A 19,588-nucleotide genomic window follows, 5' to 3' on the forward strand; every position below is an offset into this window, starting at 1 on the left:
AAATTTACTTCTTTCCGATGAAAATCAGAATTCAAGATTAACCACATCTCAACAAAAATAAGCATATTTGCATTTCACAATTAATCATTTAAGTAAGGAAAATGGATATCCAAAAAACACAGAAACTTATCGAAGAGGCTTGGGAAGACAGACAGTTATTAGAATATAAAGAATATTTTGAAGCCATTCAAACGGTTATTATGAAACTCGATAGCGGCGAGCTACGTGTTGCTGAACCAATTTTAGACGGTTGGTTTGTTAACGAGTGGATTAAAAAAGCTGTTATTCTTTATTTCCCAATTCGTGAGATGAAGGAAATCGACAATAAACCATTCGTTTACCATGATAAAATGAAGTTAAAAACCAACTATAAAGAGTTGGGCGTACGTGTAGTACCGGGTGCATCGGCACGTTACGGTGCTTTCTTGGCCAAAGGGGTTATTATGATGCCTTCCTATGTTAACATTGGTGCCTATGTTGGTGAAGGTACTATGGTAGATACTTGGGCTACGGTTGGTTCTTGCGCGCAGATTGGTAAAAATGTTCACTTATCTGGCGGTGTAGGTATTGGTGGTGTTTTAGAGCCAATTCAAGCTGCTCCAGTTATTATTGAAGATAACGTATTCGTGGGTTCACGTGCTATTGTTGTTGAAGGCGTACGTGTTGAAACCGAAGCGGTATTAGGTGCAAATGTGGTGTTAACAGCCTCTACGAAAATTATCGATGTCTCAGGTCCTGAGCCTGTAGAATACAAAGGTATTGTTCCGGCACGTTCGGTGGTAATTCCAGGTTCTTACACCAAGAAGTTCAATGCAGGTGAATATCAGGTTCCTTGTGCATTAATTATTGGTAAACGTAAAGAGTCTACAGATAAAAAAACATCGCTAAACGATGCTTTACGTGATCATAACGTGGCTGTTTAATATACCCCTAGTATGGCACAACCTTTTGTAGATAGAGCAGATATTAATGCAGCCTTAGAAACCTTGAAAAATGGGGGACTTATTTTATACCCTACGGATACTATTTGGGGTATAGGCTGCGATGCAACAAACCCTGCGGCTGTAGAAAAGGTTTTTGCCTTGAAAGGTCGCGATAAAAGCAAGAGTATGCTGATGTTGCTACACAACGACAATCAGTTGGCAAGTTATGTGCAAGAGATTCCTGACGTTGCCTACGAATTAATCGAGGCAACAGATAGACCAATGACGATTATTTTCTCTGGAGCAAAAAACCTAGCCGCTAACGCTATTGCTGCGGATGGAAGCATTGGTATTCGTATCGTGACGCATCCTTTTTGCCAGCAATTGTTGCAACGCTTTCGGAAACCTATTATCTCCACATCTGCCAATATCAGTGGCGAGCCATCAGCGGGAACCTTTGATGACATCGCTCCTGAAATTAAAGCTGGTGTAGACTATGTGGTGAACTATGGGCAGGAGGATAAAACGCCAGGAACAGCGTCGATAATCATGCGGTTGGACCCTAGTGGTAAGTTTGAGTTTTTACGTAAATAGGAGTTTATGAAGAAAATAATAATGCTGGCCAGTTGTATGTTTGGATTATCAGCACTATCCTATGCACAACAACCGACGATAAAACCCGCAAAGGCTGGCGTAAACTATGGTAAAAGTATAACAAACAAAAATGTTATTTCGGTAAAAAGCCTGGAAAATAATCTCGCACAAAATGGATCCTTTCTGGGGAAATTTGAAGGCAAGGTTTTAAAGGTATGCAAGATGAAAGGTTGTTATTTAACCTTGCAAGCTGCCGACAATGCTGAACCTATAACCGTAAGATTTACCGATTATGCCTTCTTTGTTCCACAGGATCTGGTTGGAAAAACCGTGATTGTAGAAGGTAGAGCCAAACAAAAAGACCCACAGGCAGAAATTTCTGTTACTGCCGATGGTGTCCTCGTTGTTAAATAATATAAAGAAGGTGCCTTACAATTAAGGCACCTTCTTTGCTTATTAACCATTCGCTTTAATATATGTCTATTCGGAATAAACCCCAAACCGCCCCTTGCCAATCGATCAACGCGAATGGCAAATTACTGTCTTTTGACGAACCTCTGCTAATGGGGATTCTTAATGTAACACCAGACTCTTTTTTTGATGGGGGAATGCATAATACTACGCATAGCGCCCTACGTAAGGCCAAGGAGTTGCTACATGATGGGGCAGATATAATAGATCTCGGAGCCTACTCGAGCAGGCCTGGAGCTGCACCAATAACAACACAACAAGAGCTAGATCGTGCCATACCGGTTATCGAAGCGCTGGTAAACGAAGTTCCAGATGCATTAATTTCTATCGATACCTTTCGTTCGGAGGTTGCAAGGGCAGCAATTGGTGCCGGCGCACATCTTATCAATGATATCTCTGGCGGTACGCTGGATGAAAATATGTTTTCAACCGTGGCAGAACTTCAGGTTCCGTATATACTTATGCATATGCGGGGAACACCTGAGACAATGGCTACCCTGACGGACTATACGGATATTGTGCAAGATATTGCGCTATATTTTGGTGAAAAGATTGCTTACCTCCGAAAATTGGGGGTAAAGGATATTATTCTAGATCCAGGATTTGGATTTGCTAAAACCATAGAGCAGAACTATGAGCTTCTGTATCGTATCGCAGAGTTACAGTATTTTGATTTGCCAATCTTAGGCGGTATATCACGCAAGTCTATGATTTATAAAAAGCTTGGTATTACTGCACAGGAGGCCTTAAATGGTACAACTGTATTACATACACTTTTGCTGGATAGAGGTGTACAGCTGTTACGTGTTCATGATGTTAAAGAAGCTAAACAGCTTTTACAATTAATCCGTTAAAGCAATAAAAAAAGGTTATCAATTTAGGGGAAGTAGAGCATCTTACATCCATATTTTGATAACCTTTCTTTAGCCTAACCGGCTATTACCGAACTGTACTGCCTGCCGTTATAGCCGTAGTAGGACACACAAAGTCTAAACGACCATCTGCATCTTCAGCCATCAGTATCATCCCTTGGGACTGGATACCTTTGATTTCGCGGGGTTCCAGGTTCACTAAAATAGAAACCTGCTTACCTAAGATATCGGCTGGTGCAAAAAACTCGGCAATCCCCGATACAACGGTACGCTGATCAATTCCAGTATCAATTTTCAACTTCAGTAGTTTCTTGGTCTTCGCCACTTTCTCGGCTTCGATAATGGTACCTACACGGATATCAAGTTTCATAAAATCGTCGAAACTTATGTTTTCCTTTGCCGGAGCGGCAACAGCGGTAGCTTTCACATTTTTAGCCTTCGCATCGGCAAGTTTCTGCAGTTGAAAATCGACCTGTTCGTCGGTTATTTTATCAAACAATAGCTGCACAGCACCCAATTGATGTCCTGTAGCGACAATATCAGATTTACCAGCTTGTTCCCAGCCCTGTTTCGGCAGGTTTAGCATCTCGAACAATACATTCGATGATTTCGGTAAAAAGGGCTGCGCCAGGATCGCTAAATTCGCTACAATCTGAGTGGCCACATTCAGTACCGTTTTTACGCGTAACTCATCTTCTTTAATTAATTTCCACGGCTCTTCATCGGCAAGGTATTTATTCCCTAATCGTGCAGCATTCATAAACAAGCTCAACGCCTCGCGGAAACGGTAGTTGCCAATAGATTGCTCTATTAAGGCCGGGAATTTGGCTAACTCCTCGAAAACAGCGATATCACTCGCGTTATAGTCTGTGCCGAAGGCCACCTCACCGGCAAAATACTTATGCGACAATACCATGACGCGGTTTACAAAGTTGCCTAATATAGCTACCAGCTCATTATTTACACGTGCTTGAAAATCTTTCCAAGTGAACTCACTGTCCGAAGTTTCGGGTAGGATGGATGTCAACACATAGCGTAATTCATCCTGCTTGTTCGGAAAATCTTGTAGATATTCGTGCAGCCACACGGCATGGTTACGCGAAGTGGATAATTTATCTCCTTCAAGGTTTAAGAACTCATTTGCAGGGACATTTTCTGGTAAGATATAGTCGCCATGGGCATGCAATATCGCAGGAAAAATAATACAGTGAAACACGATATTATCTTTACCGATAAAATGAATCAGTGTCGAATCATCCGCTTCCTTACTTTGTTTCTTCCAGTAATGCTCCCAATTTTTTCCCGTGTCCAATGCCCACTGTTTGGTTGCCGAAATATAACCGATAGGAGCATCTAACCATACATACAGTTTTTTACCTTCAGCTTCTGCCAAGGGTACATCCACGCCCCAATCCAAATCACGGGTCATAGAGCGGGGCTGCAATCCAGATTTCAACCAAGATTGACACTGCCCGAAAACATTAGATTTCAGCACATCTTTTTTCCCTTCAATAAGCCACTTTTCCAACCAGGGTTGGTATTTATCCAACGGCAAATACCAGTGCTTTGTAGCTTTTAATATAGGTGTTTTTCCACTTAACGTAGATTTTGGATTTATAAGATCTGTCGGACTTAAAGAGGTGCCACACTTTTCGCATTGATCGCCATAAGCACCCTCACTCTGACAGTGCGGACAGGTTCCTGTAATATAACGGTCGGCCAAAAATTGCTGAAACTCCTCGTCGTAGTACTGCTCGGAGAATTTTTCTATAAACTCTCCTTTTTCGTAAAGATTAAGGAAAAACTCCTGCGACAGTTCATGGTGTATAGGTTCTGAAGTACGGTGGTAAATGTCGAAAGAAATACCAAACTCTTCAAAAGAATCCTTTATTTGTTTATTATACTTATCGATAATTTCTTTTGGGGTAACACCTTCTTTTTTCGCTTTTATAGTAATTGCTGCCCCATGCTCATCAGACCCACATACATAAACAACGTCTTTGTTTTTTAAACGTAAAAAACGTACAAAAATATCGCCTGGTATATAAGCTCCGGCCAAATGCCCAATATGCAAAGGACCATTTGCATAGGGTAATGCGGAGGTAATGGTGTAACGGTTTTTGGATAAATTGCTCAAGATATTGAATATTTAATGGTGTTACTAATAATATAATTTGTAAAATTGTTTGCAAAGATAATTCAATTTGCGCTTAATATGTAGGCTAAGGCAAAAAATGACCTTGGATAACCGCTATAGCTCTTCACATTTTGTGCAATATAATAAGAATCTGTATATGAGTATACCCACATACCTAAAAAAAGGCGATAAAGTCGCTATAATTTGCCCTGCAAGTTTTGTTCAAGGAGACCTTACTCCAGCCTATGATATCCTTAGAAATTGGGGCTTAGAACCTGTAATCGGAGAAACGGTTACGGCGCACTACCACCAGTTTGCTGGCACCGACGCCTTACGTGCAAAAGACTTGCAACAGGCGCTGGATAACCCCGAAATAAAGGCTATTATTGCTGTGAGGGGTGGTTATGGCTCGGTAAGAATTTTGGATAGATTAGATTTCTCTGCCTTTGTAAAGAAGCCGAAATGGCTAGTCGGTTTCTCGGATATTACAGCCTTACACAGCCATATACAGCGACAGTTTGCTATTCCTACCATTCACGGACAGATGATTAAGGCATTTTTGGACGCATCCGCAGAATCGTTGGAAACGCTACGAAGGGCCTTATTTGGAGAAAATATTGATCTCGAGTTTCGTGCCGAGAATCTGCCTCATAGAAATGGTTATGGTACTGGAATCTTAACCGGTGGAAATCTTGCTATTCTGCAAAGTATGTTAGCGTCGGATTCGGACGTGGATTTTACGGATAAAGTTTTATTTATAGAAGATGTTGGCGAATCTTTCTACAATGTCGACCGTATGTTGTGGACCTTGAAAAGGGCAAAAAAATTCGATGGCTTAAAAGGTATAATTGTGGGTAGTTTTACCGGCATGCGCGATAGCAATCCTTCCTTTGGTCAAACAGTACCTGAAATTGTTCTGGATAAAATCGCCGGACTGGATTTTCCAGTCGCATTTGGATGCCCTGCCGGCCATATTCCGGATAATAGGGCGTTGATTTTAGGACAAATGGTAACACTCTCTGTGCTGGGGGATGCCGTTTCTATTCAGTATATAAAATAGATTGTTTAAACAACATTTTTAACTTTAACAGGCATTGTTAGGGCATTTAGGCTTCTATAATGCCTGTTTTTTGGGGGTATATAACTAAGTCTAAAACTTTTGTTAAACAAAGCAATATTAATTTTTACCTAAGGACAATATACATACCATTGCTGTTAACTTAAATTTAAATGTTTTTCCTATACAGATCTTTTTTTTGTTGCTTTCCAAAGTTGCGGTAAGAATAATGCTAAAACCTTTTCAGGAAGTGTGTACACACTACACCTTAACAACCTGCTTAACAGCGTATTTAAAAAACGAAACAGAAAAAAACAACAGTCTGTCTGCAGACCTGGGTATCGTACAAGATGGAAGGATTTAAGGAGGCAGGAATGCAAGCGTGCACAAACTTTACATATTTTATCCAAATACAAGTAAAACGCTAAGCCTTTAGTAAAGCTTAAATTTAGAGAATTACAATGCATCTTAAAAAAAACGAACAAAAAATCAATCATTAGCATAATTTTCGTAAATAAATCAACTAATTCTTCAAACTAGAAACATTTTTCGCAAAAATAAACAATGTTTATTTTGCTCTATCGAATGTCGTTACCTTAGCTGCATAAAATAAAATTATGATAACAATGGAGCTACGTGAATTTGGGACAAAGAGTTCAAAGGTAAGTATGGAGAGTCTGGGACTTAATGCAAGTGTGATACATTGGAATTTAAATAATGAAGAACTTACCACACAAACTTTAGAACGCCAGCAGGGGGTCTTAAATGACAAAGGTGCTTTATGTGTAAGTACAGGGAAATTTACAGGTCGTTCTCCCAAAGACAAGTTTATTGTTAAAGACGTCTTAACCGAACATAGTGTAGACTGGGGGGAGATAAATAACCCGATCTCGGAAGAGATTTTTGATCGTCTTTACGAAAAAATGCTAAATAGCCTTACCGACAAAGAGCTATGGATTAGAAACTGTTTTGCCGGAGCTGATAAATCGTATGGTTTACATGTTACGGTAATAAATACATTGCCATGGGCAAACTTATTCTGCAATAATTTATTTATTACCCCTACCGATGCGGAATTAGTAAATTTTGAAAAAGAATGGGTGGTCTTACAAATTCCTGAATTTGAAGCCGATCCTGAAGTGGATGGAACACGTTCGGCGAACTTTACAATCGTTAATTTTACTAAAAAAATAATTTTAATAGGTGGTTCGGCTTATACCGGAGAAATGAAAAAAGGTATATTTTCGGTACTCAACTTTTTACTACCGCATGAACGTCAGGTTTTACCAATGCACTGTTCTGCTAATGAAGGTAAAGATGGCGATGTATCTTTATTCTTTGGTTTAAGTGGTACAGGAAAAACTACCCTATCTGCTGATGCCAGTCGCGCATTAATCGGCGACGACGAGCATGGTTGGGCCGATAATTCGGTATTTAACTTTGAAGGGGGTTGTTATGCGAAATGTATTGATTTAAGCCCAGAAAAAGAACCTGAAATATATGCAGCAATACGCCCAGGAACATTATTGGAAAATGTAACTTTCTTCCCTGGCACTAACGAAGTAAATTATGCCGATGCAAGCATTACTGAAAATACACGCGCAGCCTATCCGATAGATTATATTCCAAATGCGAAGGAACCTTCGTTGGGGAAAATACCTAAAAATATTTTCTTCCTTACCTGTGATGCTTTTGGCATTTTGCCACCCATTTCTAAACTTACAAAAGCACAGGCTATGTACCACTTTATATCTGGGTATACGGCTAAAGTCGCAGGTACAGAGGTTGGCATTACAGAACCACAAACGACATTCTCAGCATGTTTTGGACGTGTATTTTTACCATTACATCCTATTAAATACGCCGAACTATTGGGCGAAAAATTAGATAAAAACCCCGATGTAAATGTTTGGTTAATAAATACAGGATGGACAGGCGGTAAATATGGCGTGGGTAAGCGTATGAACCTTAAGTATACGCGTGCAATGATTAATGCAGCCATGCGCGGGGATTTAGACAGTGTGGAGTATGTACCTCATGTGGTATTTGGGGTATTAAAACCACAGTCGTGCCCTGGTGTCCCTGCAGAGGTATTAAACCCGAGAACAACCTGGCAAGATCCGGCAGCATATGACGCACAAGCATTGGCCCTAGCCCAATTGTTTGTCAATAATTTCAAACAATATGAAAGTGAAGCAAATGCAGAGATATTATCGGCATCACCACTCACCTCCTTATAAGATAAAAAAATAAGGGTCTGTTTTAAAACAGACCCTTATTTTTTATACCTAAATCAGGAAACTTAAAAAACCTTACTATGCCAACTGACGGCAAAAGGAACCTCCCATTTTGTAGAGAGCTCACTGGAATCCTGAATTAAATTATTATAAACCAATGTTTCTTGGTTTACAATGCCCTCTTTTAGGCGCTGTGCAAACTCTTCGCGCGTGGCTAGCTGCAAGCTATCATCGACATTACTGCGGTATGCAGTATTCATCCGATTAAAAAAATCAATACCGTACCGTTGCCCTAAGGCTTGCACAAAATGTACCGACTTATCTATTGAACAGCCCGTTGCTAATGCCTGCTCCTCATCGACCAACAGTAATAAAAAAAGGTTATGCTCTACACTAACCCTACCTGCTAAGGCTGTACCATGTGCAGTCCAGGTACGAATAAATTCATTCGCTTCCTGCGCAATATGCTCCACTTCAGCATCCGTTAAAAAACGATCTGCCTGATATATCCAAACTCTTGCCATACTATGCTATTTTAAAATCTAATGGACATAATAAGGTGCTATCATCAGGTAAACAATAACCCCGGTTACGGCAACATACATCCACATCGGGTAGGTAATACGTGCCAAACGCTTATGACGCTCGTACGCCCCGGCAATACCCCTCACAAAAGTAAACAACACAAATGGGATAATAATTATCGACAAGACAATATGCGTAATTAAAATAAAGAAATAAACATAACGTATTGTCCCGTCGCCACCAAAAGGTGTTGAATCGGATGTCATATGATAGGCCACATACATAATCAAAAATAAAGACGAACATAACATACAAACCTTGATTAAGGTTTCATGTAATTTAACTTTATTTTTTTTAATTGCCGCTACGGCAGCGAACAATAGGACTGCAGTTAAGCCATTTATCGTCGCATAGATCGGTGGTAAAAAGGACAGCGGTTCCACGTCATAACCTAACTTCCTTAGGTTAATACCAAATAACGCCGCTACAGCAACCGGAATTATAACAGAAAGTGTCCAAATAATCCCTTTATATTTTTTCTCTTCTTCGGTCATTGCCATATTATTTTTGTTCAATTTTAAAAGGGTTATTCCTTGCCTCCTCAACAAGCTGTACTTTTATTTCATCCTGTAAACGCTCGGGTTCTGTCTTTAAATTAATATCATAAAAGCCACGAATCCGACCTTCCGTATCAATCAATAAGTAATTGTTACTGATTCTGAACTTACCCGCTTCTGTAGGATCTGGAAATGCATCAATCAGTAATTGATCTTTTACAAATGGCAAAATATCAGCTTTCGAGCCCACGACAAACCAATGCTTACCACTATCTTTTACATACTGCTGCTCCAACTGTTTAAGCTTAGCAGCTGTATCGGTAGTATCTACAGAAATGGAGTAAAAACGCACCTTATTGTTATTTACAAAACGATCGACAATGGGTTTCAATTTTTGAAAAAGAACAGTAGAAAGCCCAGTATCGTTGGCATACATTAAATGGACAACGGAAATAATACTATCCGATTTTAAAAAACCCACATCATTACCATTACCGTCGAAGAGTGCAATCGGTTTTACCTGATGAAATATGGTATCTGGAATTTCGCGTCCCATCTTACGGTTCATCTTTCCGGAGAGGACTTTTTCGCCGTAAACAGGTAATTTCAGATACGCGTTAGAACCAACTTTATTGAGAACTATATACAAAAATCCTGGCACTAGTAGTACTATAGCCAGGATAATTAATTTTGAAAAATTCGTTTTTTTATTGCTTTTACGCATTACTAGTTATTAGGATAAACACTATGTTCCTGCAAATGATGCAGTAAGTAATTACCTTCTACCAAAAGCAGAATAATAAAGTAAATGATAAATATAAAGACGATACCACAGGTTATAATAAACCCTGACTTCTCGAATTTTAAGTGCATAAAGAACGCAACAATATAATACGCTTTTACTAATGTTAATACAATATAAATCGTGTTAACCAAAGCACCTTTATGTAAGATTCCCCAGTGGTGTACAAAACCTAGAGCGATTAAGAACTCTAAAGCTGTAAGTGCTAGTAGCACAAAAAACACCGACCATATACGTTTTTTATCCATACCGTCACCGTGCGCATGCGCATCATGTGTAGAAAGATTATCGTGATTTGCCATATCTTATTTAAAAATTTTAAAGCCAATAATTAGATTAAGTAGAAGAATGTAAATACAAATACCCACACTAAATCTACAAAGTGCCAATAAAGACCTACTTTTTCAACCATAAGGTAAGTACCTCTTTTCTCAAATGTATTATTCAATGTCATAAAAAGAATAATAATATTTAAAAGAATACCTACAGAAACGTGGAAACCGTGGAAACCTGTAATGGTAAAGAATAAGTTAGAGAATTGCAGCGCAGCTGTGTAAGCGATATCATTTGTAAAATATGGCTTTAAAGCTTCGGCAATAGCGACATCATCTGTCAAACCCGTTGCTGGGTTACGGCCAAACCAAAAGCCCATATGGTGCAAGTGACTCCATTCTAAAGCTTGACAGCCTACAAACAATAAACCACCTAAAATTGTCCATAACATCCATTTTACAACTTCATGTTTTGAATTACGGTGACCAGCTTCAACGGCTAATACCATCGTTACCGAAGACATAATCAAGATAAATGTCATTATACCTACGAAAACTAAGGGCTGGCCAGAATCGGCAATACCTGGTATAGATTGAAAAACCTTATCGGCATCTACCCACGTAGGTTGAGCGAATTTTTGCGCAGCATAATAAATTAAGAATGCGGAAAAAGTAAAGGCATCCGATACCAAGAAAAACCACATCATGATTTTTCCATACTCTAAGTTCCAAGGCGACTTACCACCTTTCCATGGCCCGTCATTTACCTTATCCAATTGCGATACAGTTGTTGTACTCATTGTTTACTATTATTGATTCAAAAGTAAGAAAACATATATATAAATCCATAAAAGATCTAGAAAATGCCAAAATATAGCAGCTAGATCCATGCGGTACACATTATTATCTAAAGGTATGCCACGTACTGCTCCAGTAAAGCAGCGGATTAACACCAAAAGACCTCCTATAATATGCGCCAGATGCAATCCAGTAAATACATAGATAAAAGACTGAGAGGCATTGTTATTTATAAAATAAACACCTTGCCCTGTCAGCACCGTCCATGAATGTAACTGTAATGCAAAAAAAACAATTCCTAAAGCAATAGTAAGCAACAACAGAAGTTTCTGTTTAGCAACCTCCCCTGCTTTAACCGCCTTGTGTGCGAAGTGCAGTGTAAAACTACTGAGTACAATAACAATTGTACTATAAATAAAAGCTTGCGGCAACAAAGTTTTAATGCCTTTATCCACACCACTGGCTGTATATACAATAAAACCACTGGATAGCGCTGCAAACATCATAAACATACCGATAAGTCCCAGCCAAAGATTAAACTTTTTAGCTTTTCTTACCTGCTGCAATTCTTCCATGTTCATACTAAGATCTCCCATCTTAAATTTTCTAAAAAGGAATAAAGTTAAATAATAATGCCAACTGTGTTACGGGCAAATATATAAAAGATACATACATAACCCTTTTTGCTGACTGTTCGGTACGTTCCTTAAAATGCTTGTACGCATACCAGCTAAACATTAACCCACCTACTAACGATACCAGGGTAAAAATAATACCTCCAAAACCATAATACCAAGGTAAAAAACCTGCAGGAACCATTAACAGTCCTGATATCAACAGTATAACGGCTGATGTAGTATCTTTTTTTGTCGTCGGTAACAAATGAATACCTGCTTTATCATAATCGTCGTATGCCACCCAAGCAATAGCCCAAAAATGCGGGAACTGCCATAAAAACTGAATAGCAAAAAGCACCAATGGTGTTACAACAATCGCAGCTTCGCTAACAGCAGCATATGCCAAGCCAAAACCTGCAGACTGAAAAGCAGCATAGTACCCAATAAGTGGCGGCAACGCACCCGGAATAGCGCCTACAAAAACCGCTATGGGCGACTTTTGCTTTAATGGGGTATATACAAAGGCATAAAGAAAAATTGAAAAAACAGAAATTAAACCTGCAATAAAATTCAATTTCACCAATACCAAGGTACCCGCAATACCCATAAAAAGGCTTAAAACCAAGGCCTGTCCTGTAGTCATCCTACCCGCAGGTAAAGGACGATCCATAGTCCGTTGCATTAACTTATCAATATCTTTTTCGATAATTTCGTTAAAGCCATTTGCAGCACTCGTTACCAAAAAACCACCAATTGTTAATAACAGCCAATTGAACCACATAATATCACCCTGCTGCTTGGCACCAATTAAAAAAGAAATCGATGCTGAAAAAACAACAGTTAACGTCAGACGCAATTTAACAAGTTTGTTAAAATCGGAAATAAAAGCTTTCATTAATATGACACCTCCATTAGCAAAAATTCTGCTATCAAACTGGGAATACCTTTCATTGCTTATCTTTTCAATTTAGACATTAAAAGCATCAAATAAAATTGAGCCCCAAAAAACAAACTCGCCATAACCAAATGTGTTGTCTGTGCAAATGCAGGCACCGCAAAACGTGCTAGAATAATACCGGACAACATTTGAATTATAACACCTATTAATATAAGCCATGCATATTTAGCCTGTAACGAACTGGCACTGAATCTACTCTTCACTAAATAGAAAAATAATACAGTGATAACCAACGTTATATAAGCTAGAACCCTATGTACAGCATAACTATTACCAACCTGCTCGATCCATGTAGACCGCGGAGTTCCTTGTGCACTTAGCAAATCGATGGCTTCCCTAACTTCTGTTCCGAATACAACCTGCACCAGCATAATAGCTAGAGACAATAAGGCTATACTTTTTAATCCGGTTGAAGGATAGTTCACCAAAATAGTTTTGTTGCGATGCGTTGTGGCGCTAAAAAAAGTATAAATACTAATCGCTACAATAACCAAAGCTAAAAGCATATGCACAGTAATAATCCAAGGCATAAGATTCGTGGAAACCACAATCGAACCTAACCAGGCCTGAAGAACTACCGTAAAAAGATTAAGAACGCTCCATACGACAATAGATGGTTTTGATTTGATATAGGTAAAGGAAAAAATGGCCGAGAATAATAAAGCAAAACCTGCTATCACCCCCACTAACCTGTTGATATACTCTGTCCAGGTTTTCGCTGCATTAAATTCCTCATGTACTAAAAGGCTCTCATCGTGACGGATACGATCCGCCATATCTGCGTAGCCAAAAAAATCTACAATCTTTGCAAAACGCTGATTTTTCTTAGCACGACCATCAATGTATTGTTGTTCGTAGCCCTCTGGCAACTGCGATACATGGGTTGGCGGAATTATTCTATTGAAACATCTAGGCCAATCCGGGCATCCCATTCCGGATCCAGTACTCCGAACAATACCACCAGCAGTAATAACGAGAAACAGAATAATAATAGTAAACCTATTAATACTTACAAAACGTTTTTCTGCTTTTGGATACATCTGCTAATCCCCTCTTTATCTAACCACAAGTGTATGTAAAAGGTAGGTAAAAACCTACCCTTCTACTACTCTATTATTATCTTTATTCCACTGTTCCTGAATACGAACAGCCTCTTCATTTCCTTCGAAATCGTGTACCATATTTGAACTCATAGTTTCCGAAAAAGGAACACTCTGAGGAATGAAATCTTCGTTGTGACCCGGTTTACTGTAGTCATAAGGCCAACGGTAAACGGTAGGAATTTCTCCTGGCCAGTTACCATGAATATGCTCAACAGGAGTCGTCCACTCTAATGTATTAGAGTTCCAAGGGTTTTGTGTAGCTTTCTTACCTTTGAAGATAGATCCAAAGAAATTTACTAAGAACGCCAGCTGACCTAAACCTGCAATAATTGCCGCCCAAGTAACTAAAATATTAACAGAAACCCATTTTTCCATGAAAGGGAACTCCGTAAATGCATAGTAACGACGAGGAACACCATCGATACCCATAAAGTGCATCGGGAAAAATACTAAATAAGCACCGATAAATGTTAACCAGAAGTGGAAGTAACCTAATTTAGTATTCATCATACGGCCAAACATTTTAGGATACCAGTGATAAACACCACACAACATACCAAATATAGATGCCGATCCCATTACCAAGTGGAAGTGGGCAACCACAAAGTACGTGTCGTGTAAGTTGATATCTAAGGTAGCATTACCCAAGAAAATACCTGTTAAACCACCAGAGATAAAGAAAGATACCATACCAATAGCAAACATCATTGCCGGCGTAAAACGAATGTTACCCTTCCATAATGTTGCCATATAGTTGAATGCCTTCACCGCAGAAGGTACCGCAATAATTAATGTTGTAATCATGAATACACCACCTAAGAAAGGATTCATACCCGTTACAAACATATGGTGACCCCAAACGATAAACGATAATACAGTAATACCTACTAAAGAGTAAACCATGGCATGGTAACCAAAGATTGGTTTACGTGAGTTCGTTGCAATAACTTCAGATGTTAAACCTAAAGCTGGCATAACAACGATATATACCTCCGGGTGACCTAAGAACCAGAATAAGTGCTGGAATAAAATTGGAGATCCACCTTCATTCGGTAAAATCTGGCCTTGAATCACTAAATCAGATAAGTAGAATGATGTACCTGCCGAACGGTCAAAGATTAACAACACTACTGCCGATACTAATACCGGGAAGGATAATAAACCCACAATAGCAGTTAAGAAAAACGACCATATTGTTAAAGGCATTTTCCATAAATCCATACCTTTCGTACGCATGTTTAAAACAGTACTTACGTAGTTTACACCACCCAATACCTGAGAAGCAATAAACAATACCATACTTGCCAACCATAAGGTCATACCCAATCCAGAACCCGGAATTGCTGTAGGAACAGCAGATAACGGCGGATAGATTGTCCAACCTGCAGATGCGGGACCACTTTCAACAAAGAAAGAGGCAACCATAATAACACAAGCTACAAAGAAGAACCAATAGGATAACATATTCATCAACGGCGACGCCATATCGCGCGCACCAATTTGATACGGAATTAAAAGGTTACTGAAAGTACCCGATAAACCTGCTGTTAATACAAAGAATACCATCATGGTACCGTGAATGGTAACCAAAGACAAGAAGAACTCCGGTTTTATCCGGCCGCCTTCAGCCCATTTTCCTAAGAATACTTCAAGAATAGGGAAATCTTTATCCGGCCAAGCTAATTGGATACGGAATAAAAGGGATAGTAACATGGCAAAAACTGCCATTATGATACCTGTGATCAAGAATTGCTTCGCGATCATCTTATGATCCTGACTAAAGACGTACTTCGTTAGGAATGTCTCATGGTGGTGGCCATGCGCATCATCATGATGACCTGCGTCGTGTGATATAACTGTACTTGACATATTTTATTATAAAATTCTTACTACAATTAATTTACTGAAGCTGTTTTAACATCTTCTACTGTGCTGTTACTAGCAAACTCTTTTTGTAAATCTTCATTGAAGTATTTACCCTGTTTGCTTAACCACTCTTTATACTCCGCTTCGGTAACAACAACTACTTTCTTCTGCATATTCCAGTGACCAGAACCACAGATTTTATTACACAACATAACGAAGTCATACTTCGGATCGTTCATACGATCGCGCATTTCTTGCGTCGTAACTGTTGGTGTAAACTGGAAGTAGTTTACCATACCCGGTACCGCGTTAATCTGAACACGGAAGTCAGGAATAAAGAAAGAGTGAATAATATCTTTAGAGATAATGTGGAAACGCACAGATTTATTTACAGGTAAAACAATCTCCGGTGCCTGAATATCATCCCAAGAGTCTTTGTCATTGAAATCAATACCGTATGGATTCGTTGATGACGTCATTTTAAAATTACGTTTACCAATTTTTCCATCCGCTCCAGGATATCTTACATGCCATGCAAACTGCTCACCTAAAACCTCAATCTGCAAAGCAGATTTTTGTAAATCCTCAGGAACATTTGTAATAGATCGCCAAGTAAAGAAACCAAACAATACTAAAACCGTTAAAACAATAGCAGGAACAATAGTCCAAATACGCTCGATAGCATCATTATGTGGGTAGTAATACGCCTGTCTTTTCGCACGCATTCTATACACATACGTAAATGACAGTAGAATAATGTGTGTTACAACCAATACAAATGTGGTAAGCACCAAGGTAATGATAAACATACGATCAATATCCTTACCATGTTCTGTTACGGCATCTCTCCAAGCCCAGCTTCCCCAAACAGAATAAGAATAGTATACCCCCGCTAAAAACACGACAAGGAACACTAAGAATAAAGCCGCCTGAAGATTATTGTTGCCTAAAGGATTGTATTTCCCGTTCATTTTCTTCGTAAGAATATAAACGGAATGGATTTTTCCAACAACAGCAATTATTGTACATACCACTAAAAACAGTAATACATAATAAAAGAAGTTTTTATAGACTTGAGGGTCAATTTTTTTAACCTCTTCCACTTTTACTGTCGTTGCCGTCGCAGCAGCAGCATCCGTACCCGCCGCTACAGTTGTAGCAGCAGCAGTACTGTCTTGAGCTGTTGAATCTGCAGTAACTACAGCCGTTGTTGTAGCTACCGTATCTACTGAAGTAGAATCACTCTGAGCAGCCTGTAATGGAGCAGCAAAGTATAAACTTACTACAAGTAGTAAACCCCAAATGGTTTTGAACCTGTTATTTATTTTTAAATTCATTTCTTATATAAACGTTTGTACGTATTCTTCTTAATCGATTAAATCTGATGGTGTAAGCTCTCATCTAAGAAAGGATGATGCTTAGGCGCCAAGGCATGCTTACTTAATTTATTTAATACTAAGAAACCAAATAAACCCGCGAAGCCAATTGCTGTACCCACCTCAATAAGACCAAATCCACGTTCTGCTTCTACGGTACCCGGCATAATCATAATATAATAATCTAACCAGTGACCACAAAGTAACAAGATTGCAACGAATAACATTACATTTTGTTTACGTTTTGCATCTCTATCTACTAACAACAATAGAGGGGATACAAAGTTAATAACAATACTCAACCAAAACCATGGTTTGTATTCCGGCTCCCAACGTTTATAAAAATAAACCGTTTCTTCCGGAATATTAGAGTACCAGATTAACATAAACTGAGCAAACCAAACGTACGTCCAGAAAATAGAGAAACCGAACATCAGTTTACCTAAATCATGTAAGTGATTTTCATTTACCCATTTCATGTAACCCGCTTTTTTAACCAAGATCAAAAGCACAACAATTGCCGAGATACCGGAAACCCACATTGCTGCGAAGTTGTACCAACCAAACATGGTTGAAAACCAGTGCGCCTCTAGCGACATAATTGTATCGAATGACCAAATTGGTGTAGTAAATCCGAAGATTACTAAAAATAAAGCCGATAATTTAAAGCTTTTCTTATATCCGTTTAAGCCACCCACTAAATCTTCATTATAAGATAGTTTCGTTAAGATAAAAGCAAAAATGCTATAACTACCCATAAAAATAATCTGACGAATAAAGAAGCCCGGTACATTTAAAAACGCGGATTTACCCGCAATAATTGCATCGTAATGTGGGCTATTAGGATCTGTTAATCCTTCGCCATTCCAGTGGTGATAAAGGTTATGTGAAATTAATCCTGTACCAGCGATAACTAATAAGATAACCGCGGCAATAGGAAGAATGCTGGCCATAGCTTGAGGAATACGAATTAATCCTGCTGACCAACCTGATTGTGTTACCAATTGTAGAGCTACAAAAAAAGCTCCTGCTGCACATACACAAGTAAAATAATAGCCCATCAATAATAGGTTAGCATATGTACGCTCAACAATGATATGTTCACTTGATAACAGACCATAAGCGATAGCTGCTATACCAAAAACGATAGCAACCAAGGTAACAATCTTAGCTGTACCCGCAAAAGTATATTGCTCGCCGAAATTATAATCGTGGTGATGATTGTGAGTTCCCATTTATTTAATTGATGTTAGATTATTTCTTTTGTAATTCTTGAACATACATTACTACCTTCCAACGCTCCTGTGGGTTCAGCTGTGACGCATGTGACCCCATTGTGTTTACACCGTAGTAAATGGTATGATAAATTTTTCCTTCTGTAAGATCGGCCATTAAACCACCTCTAGAAGAGTTGGCGCCTGTAGATCTTGCATAAGATGGTGGCGGCGGAAAGTTTTCCAACTGACGCGTACCTCTGGAGTCCGTAACACTACGGTCTTTTGTGATAGAACCATCTCCTTTACCCTCAACACCATGACAAACGGCACAGTTTGCCAAGAACAATTTATGACCTTTTTCAAGGTTTTCTTTTGTTACCGGAAGTGGGTTTTTAACTTCAGCACCTGCACGTTGATAATCTTCAGGTGTATTGGCATATTCAGCACCAAACTTTTCAAAACCGATAGGATCCGTACCCTTTGGCGGTGTTTGAGCGGTTTGACCATTTTCAAAATTATTATTTGGCTGATCAGGATTGTAAGCAATCGGATCGTACATATTACGAGAAAATTCCAAACCAGTGCTACGAGTAGTACCATCTCCACAAGCAGTAAATACTGCTGCAAATGTTACAGCCAAACATACAGCGCCAAGAAAATTCTTCTTATTCATAACTAACATATTTTCTTTCATTGTATTTAACCTCTACTGCACCTGCTTCTTTCAACAAGTTATCAATTGTAGAATGATCTGTATTTTCTTTTGCATCAATAGCAATAATAAAACGATCATCCGTTGCTCTCAAGTCCATCACGCGTGGTGCACGTCCTGGAAAAAAATGATTACGGTAAAAGAACGTTGCAACCATACCTAAGGCACATAATAAAATTGTAACCTCAAATGTTACCGGAACAAAGTTTGGTAAAGGCATCGAGGGTTTACCACCAATATTCATTGGCCAGTCGTAAGACATGGTGTAGTACAACAAACTAAATCCTAATGTAGTACCTAAGGCGCCAAAACAGAAAGCCGCGATCGGTAATCTTGAAGGTTTAACACCTAATTTAGCCTCAATACCGTGTATAGGCATCGGTGTAAAACAATCGTATATGCTAATGTTATTTGCCTGCAATTTTTCAATCCCATGCATCATATCATCTGGATCGGCAAAACTACCCAATATATATTTTGTATTGCTCATTGCT

General features: G+C 38.9%; 20 protein-coding genes. 6 read left to right on the top strand and 14 right to left on the bottom strand.

The features are described 5' to 3' along the window. The first annotated feature begins 101 nt into the window (after window positions 1-101). From ACL9RF_RS07705 to folP, 4 genes are all read left to right on the top strand, one after another. The gene (locus ACL9RF_RS07705) at window positions 102-923 is read left to right on the top strand and encodes a 2,3,4,5-tetrahydropyridine-2,6-dicarboxylate N-succinyltransferase (RefSeq protein ID WP_422800040.1); all 822 of its coding nucleotides are present in this window, start codon (window positions 102-104) and stop codon (window positions 921-923) included. Between the two features lie 12 nt (window positions 924-935). Continuing rightward, the gene (locus ACL9RF_RS07710; RefSeq protein WP_422800041.1) at window positions 936-1,517 is read left to right on the top strand and encodes an L-threonylcarbamoyladenylate synthase; all 582 of its coding nucleotides are present in this window, start codon (window positions 936-938) and stop codon (window positions 1,515-1,517) included. 6 nt (window positions 1,518-1,523) lie between these two features. Continuing rightward, on the top strand, window positions 1,524-1,931 hold the full coding sequence (locus ACL9RF_RS07715; RefSeq protein ID WP_422800042.1) for a DUF4920 domain-containing protein: 408 nt from the start codon (window positions 1,524-1,526) through the stop codon (window positions 1,929-1,931). 62 nt (window positions 1,932-1,993) lie between these two features. Next, window positions 1,994-2,842, top strand: coding sequence for a dihydropteroate synthase (gene folP, locus ACL9RF_RS07720; protein ID WP_422800043.1), 849 nt, complete (start codon window positions 1,994-1,996; stop codon window positions 2,840-2,842). A gap of 85 nt (window positions 2,843-2,927) precedes the next feature. Here the strand turns inward: folP and metG are convergent, their stop codons facing one another. Then, window positions 2,928-4,997 carry a methionine--tRNA ligase gene (gene metG, locus ACL9RF_RS07725; RefSeq protein WP_422800044.1) on the bottom strand — a complete coding sequence of 690 codons (2,070 nt, stop codon included), beginning with the start codon at window positions 4,995-4,997 and terminating at the stop codon, window positions 2,928-2,930. 157 nt (window positions 4,998-5,154) lie between these two features. On the opposite strand from metG, the gene ACL9RF_RS07730 reads away from it, so the two are divergent. Together ACL9RF_RS07730 and pckA are read left to right on the top strand one after the other, a co-directional pair. Continuing rightward, window positions 5,155-6,057: a S66 peptidase family protein gene (locus ACL9RF_RS07730; RefSeq protein WP_422800045.1), complete on the top strand. Its 903-nt coding sequence runs from the start codon at window positions 5,155-5,157 to the stop codon at window positions 6,055-6,057. Between the two features lie 614 nt (window positions 6,058-6,671). Beyond that, complete coding sequence (pckA, locus tag ACL9RF_RS07735; RefSeq protein WP_422800046.1) at window positions 6,672-8,294, top strand: phosphoenolpyruvate carboxykinase (ATP); 1,623 nt, start codon at window positions 6,672-6,674, stop codon at window positions 8,292-8,294. A 62-nt stretch (window positions 8,295-8,356) separates the two neighbouring features. On the opposite strand, the gene ACL9RF_RS07740 is transcribed toward pckA, so the two are convergent. The 13 genes from ACL9RF_RS07740 to ACL9RF_RS07800 are packed head-to-tail and all read right to left on the bottom strand — an operon-like array spanning window position 8,357 to window position 19,584. Next, window positions 8,357-8,815, bottom strand: coding sequence for an ABC transporter ATPase (locus ACL9RF_RS07740; protein WP_422800047.1), 459 nt, complete (start codon window positions 8,813-8,815; stop codon window positions 8,357-8,359). Between the two features lie 18 nt (window positions 8,816-8,833). Further along, window positions 8,834-9,376, bottom strand: a complete 543-nt coding sequence (locus ACL9RF_RS07745; RefSeq protein ID WP_422800048.1) for a DUF420 domain-containing protein — start codon at window positions 9,374-9,376, stop codon at window positions 8,834-8,836. 1 nt (window position 9,377) lies between these two features. Beyond that, window positions 9,378-10,097 carry an SCO family protein gene (locus ACL9RF_RS07750; RefSeq protein WP_422800049.1) on the bottom strand — a complete coding sequence of 240 codons (720 nt, stop codon included), beginning with the start codon at window positions 10,095-10,097 and terminating at the stop codon, window positions 9,378-9,380. A gap of 2 nt (window positions 10,098-10,099) precedes the next feature. Beyond that, window positions 10,100-10,477, bottom strand: a complete 378-nt coding sequence (locus tag ACL9RF_RS07755) for a cytochrome C oxidase subunit IV family protein (RefSeq protein WP_422800050.1) — start codon at window positions 10,475-10,477, stop codon at window positions 10,100-10,102. A 29-nt stretch (window positions 10,478-10,506) separates the two neighbouring features. After that, window positions 10,507-11,247 (bottom strand): cytochrome c oxidase subunit 3, encoded by a 741-nt coding sequence (locus ACL9RF_RS07760; RefSeq protein ID WP_422800051.1) that lies wholly within the window; start codon window positions 11,245-11,247, stop codon window positions 10,507-10,509. A gap of 9 nt (window positions 11,248-11,256) precedes the next feature. Next, a complete protein-coding gene (locus tag ACL9RF_RS07765) occupies window positions 11,257-11,820 on the bottom strand; it encodes a cytochrome c oxidase subunit 3 (RefSeq protein ID WP_422800052.1) in 564 nt (187 codons plus the stop codon). Window positions 11,821-11,851: 31 nt separating this feature from the next. Continuing rightward, on the bottom strand, window positions 11,852-12,757 hold the full coding sequence (cyoE, locus tag ACL9RF_RS07770) for a heme o synthase (protein ID WP_422800053.1): 906 nt from the start codon (window positions 12,755-12,757) through the stop codon (window positions 11,852-11,854). A gap of 59 nt (window positions 12,758-12,816) precedes the next feature. Then, on the bottom strand, window positions 12,817-13,860 hold the full coding sequence (locus ACL9RF_RS07775) for a COX15/CtaA family protein (protein WP_422800054.1): 1,044 nt from the start codon (window positions 13,858-13,860) through the stop codon (window positions 12,817-12,819). Between the two features lie 54 nt (window positions 13,861-13,914). Further along, a complete protein-coding gene (locus ACL9RF_RS07780) occupies window positions 13,915-15,792 on the bottom strand; it encodes a cytochrome c oxidase subunit I (protein WP_422800055.1) in 1,878 nt (625 codons plus the stop codon). A gap of 26 nt (window positions 15,793-15,818) precedes the next feature. Next, window positions 15,819-17,126, bottom strand: coding sequence for a cytochrome c oxidase subunit II (locus tag ACL9RF_RS07785; RefSeq protein WP_422800056.1), 1,308 nt, complete (start codon window positions 17,124-17,126; stop codon window positions 15,819-15,821). Window positions 17,127-17,164: 38 nt separating this feature from the next. Next, on the bottom strand, window positions 17,165-18,400 hold the full coding sequence (locus ACL9RF_RS07790) for a quinol:cytochrome C oxidoreductase (protein ID WP_422800057.1): 1,236 nt from the start codon (window positions 18,398-18,400) through the stop codon (window positions 17,165-17,167). A 19-nt stretch (window positions 18,401-18,419) separates the two neighbouring features. Then, window positions 18,420-19,055: a c-type cytochrome gene (locus tag ACL9RF_RS07795; protein ID WP_422800058.1), complete on the bottom strand. Its 636-nt coding sequence runs from the start codon at window positions 19,053-19,055 to the stop codon at window positions 18,420-18,422. Next, entirely contained in the window at window positions 19,048-19,584 is a 537-nt protein-coding gene (locus ACL9RF_RS07800; RefSeq protein WP_422800059.1) for a DUF3341 domain-containing protein, read from the bottom strand. The genes ACL9RF_RS07795 and ACL9RF_RS07800 overlap by 8 nt, the downstream gene beginning before the upstream one ends. Between the last annotated feature and the right edge of the window lie 4 nt (window positions 19,585-19,588).

The organism is Sphingobacterium sp. Mn56C (assembly GCF_049319645.1).
GTDB lineage: Bacteria > Bacteroidota > Bacteroidia > Sphingobacteriales > Sphingobacteriaceae > Sphingobacterium.

Coding starts and splice junctions, on each gene's coding strand:
- ACL9RF_RS07705 (WP_422800040.1), top strand. CDS start 102: ATGGATATCCAAAAAACACAGAAACTTATCGAAGAGGCTTGGGAAGAC.
- ACL9RF_RS07710 (WP_422800041.1), top strand. CDS start 936: ATGGCACAACCTTTTGTAGATAGAGCAGATATTAATGCAGCCTTAGAA.
- ACL9RF_RS07715 (WP_422800042.1), top strand. CDS start 1,524: ATGAAGAAAATAATAATGCTGGCCAGTTGTATGTTTGGATTATCAGCA.
- folP (WP_422800043.1), top strand. CDS start 1,994: ATGTCTATTCGGAATAAACCCCAAACCGCCCCTTGCCAATCGATCAAC.
- ACL9RF_RS07730 (WP_422800045.1), top strand. CDS start 5,155: ATGAGTATACCCACATACCTAAAAAAAGGCGATAAAGTCGCTATAATT.
- pckA (WP_422800046.1), top strand. CDS start 6,672: ATGATAACAATGGAGCTACGTGAATTTGGGACAAAGAGTTCAAAGGTA.
- ACL9RF_RS07740 (WP_422800047.1), bottom strand. CDS start 8,815: ATGGCAAGAGTTTGGATATATCAGGCAGATCGTTTTTTAACGGATGCT.
- ACL9RF_RS07745 (WP_422800048.1), bottom strand. CDS start 9,376: ATGGCAATGACCGAAGAAGAGAAAAAATATAAAGGGATTATTTGGACA.
- ACL9RF_RS07750 (WP_422800049.1), bottom strand. CDS start 10,097: ATGCGTAAAAGCAATAAAAAAACGAATTTTTCAAAATTAATTATCCTG.
- ACL9RF_RS07755 (WP_422800050.1), bottom strand. CDS start 10,477: ATGGCAAATCACGATAATCTTTCTACACATGATGCGCATGCGCACGGT.
- ACL9RF_RS07760 (WP_422800051.1), bottom strand. CDS start 11,247: ATGAGTACAACAACTGTATCGCAATTGGATAAGGTAAATGACGGGCCA.
- ACL9RF_RS07765 (WP_422800052.1), bottom strand. CDS start 11,820: ATGGAAGAATTGCAGCAGGTAAGAAAAGCTAAAAAGTTTAATCTTTGG.
- cyoE (WP_422800053.1), bottom strand. CDS start 12,757: ATGAAAGCTTTTATTTCCGATTTTAACAAACTTGTTAAATTGCGTCTG.
- ACL9RF_RS07775 (WP_422800054.1), bottom strand. CDS start 13,860: ATGTATCCAAAAGCAGAAAAACGTTTTGTAAGTATTAATAGGTTTACT.
- ACL9RF_RS07780 (WP_422800055.1), bottom strand. CDS start 15,792: ATGTCAAGTACAGTTATATCACACGACGCAGGTCATCATGATGATGCG.
- ACL9RF_RS07785 (WP_422800056.1), bottom strand. CDS start 17,126: ATGAATTTAAAAATAAATAACAGGTTCAAAACCATTTGGGGTTTACTA.
- ACL9RF_RS07790 (WP_422800057.1), bottom strand. CDS start 18,400: ATGGGAACTCACAATCATCACCACGATTATAATTTCGGCGAGCAATAT.
- ACL9RF_RS07795 (WP_422800058.1), bottom strand. CDS start 19,055: ATGAATAAGAAGAATTTTCTTGGCGCTGTATGTTTGGCTGTAACATTT.
- ACL9RF_RS07800 (WP_422800059.1), bottom strand. CDS start 19,584: ATGAGCAATACAAAATATATATTGGGTAGTTTTGCCGATCCAGATGAT.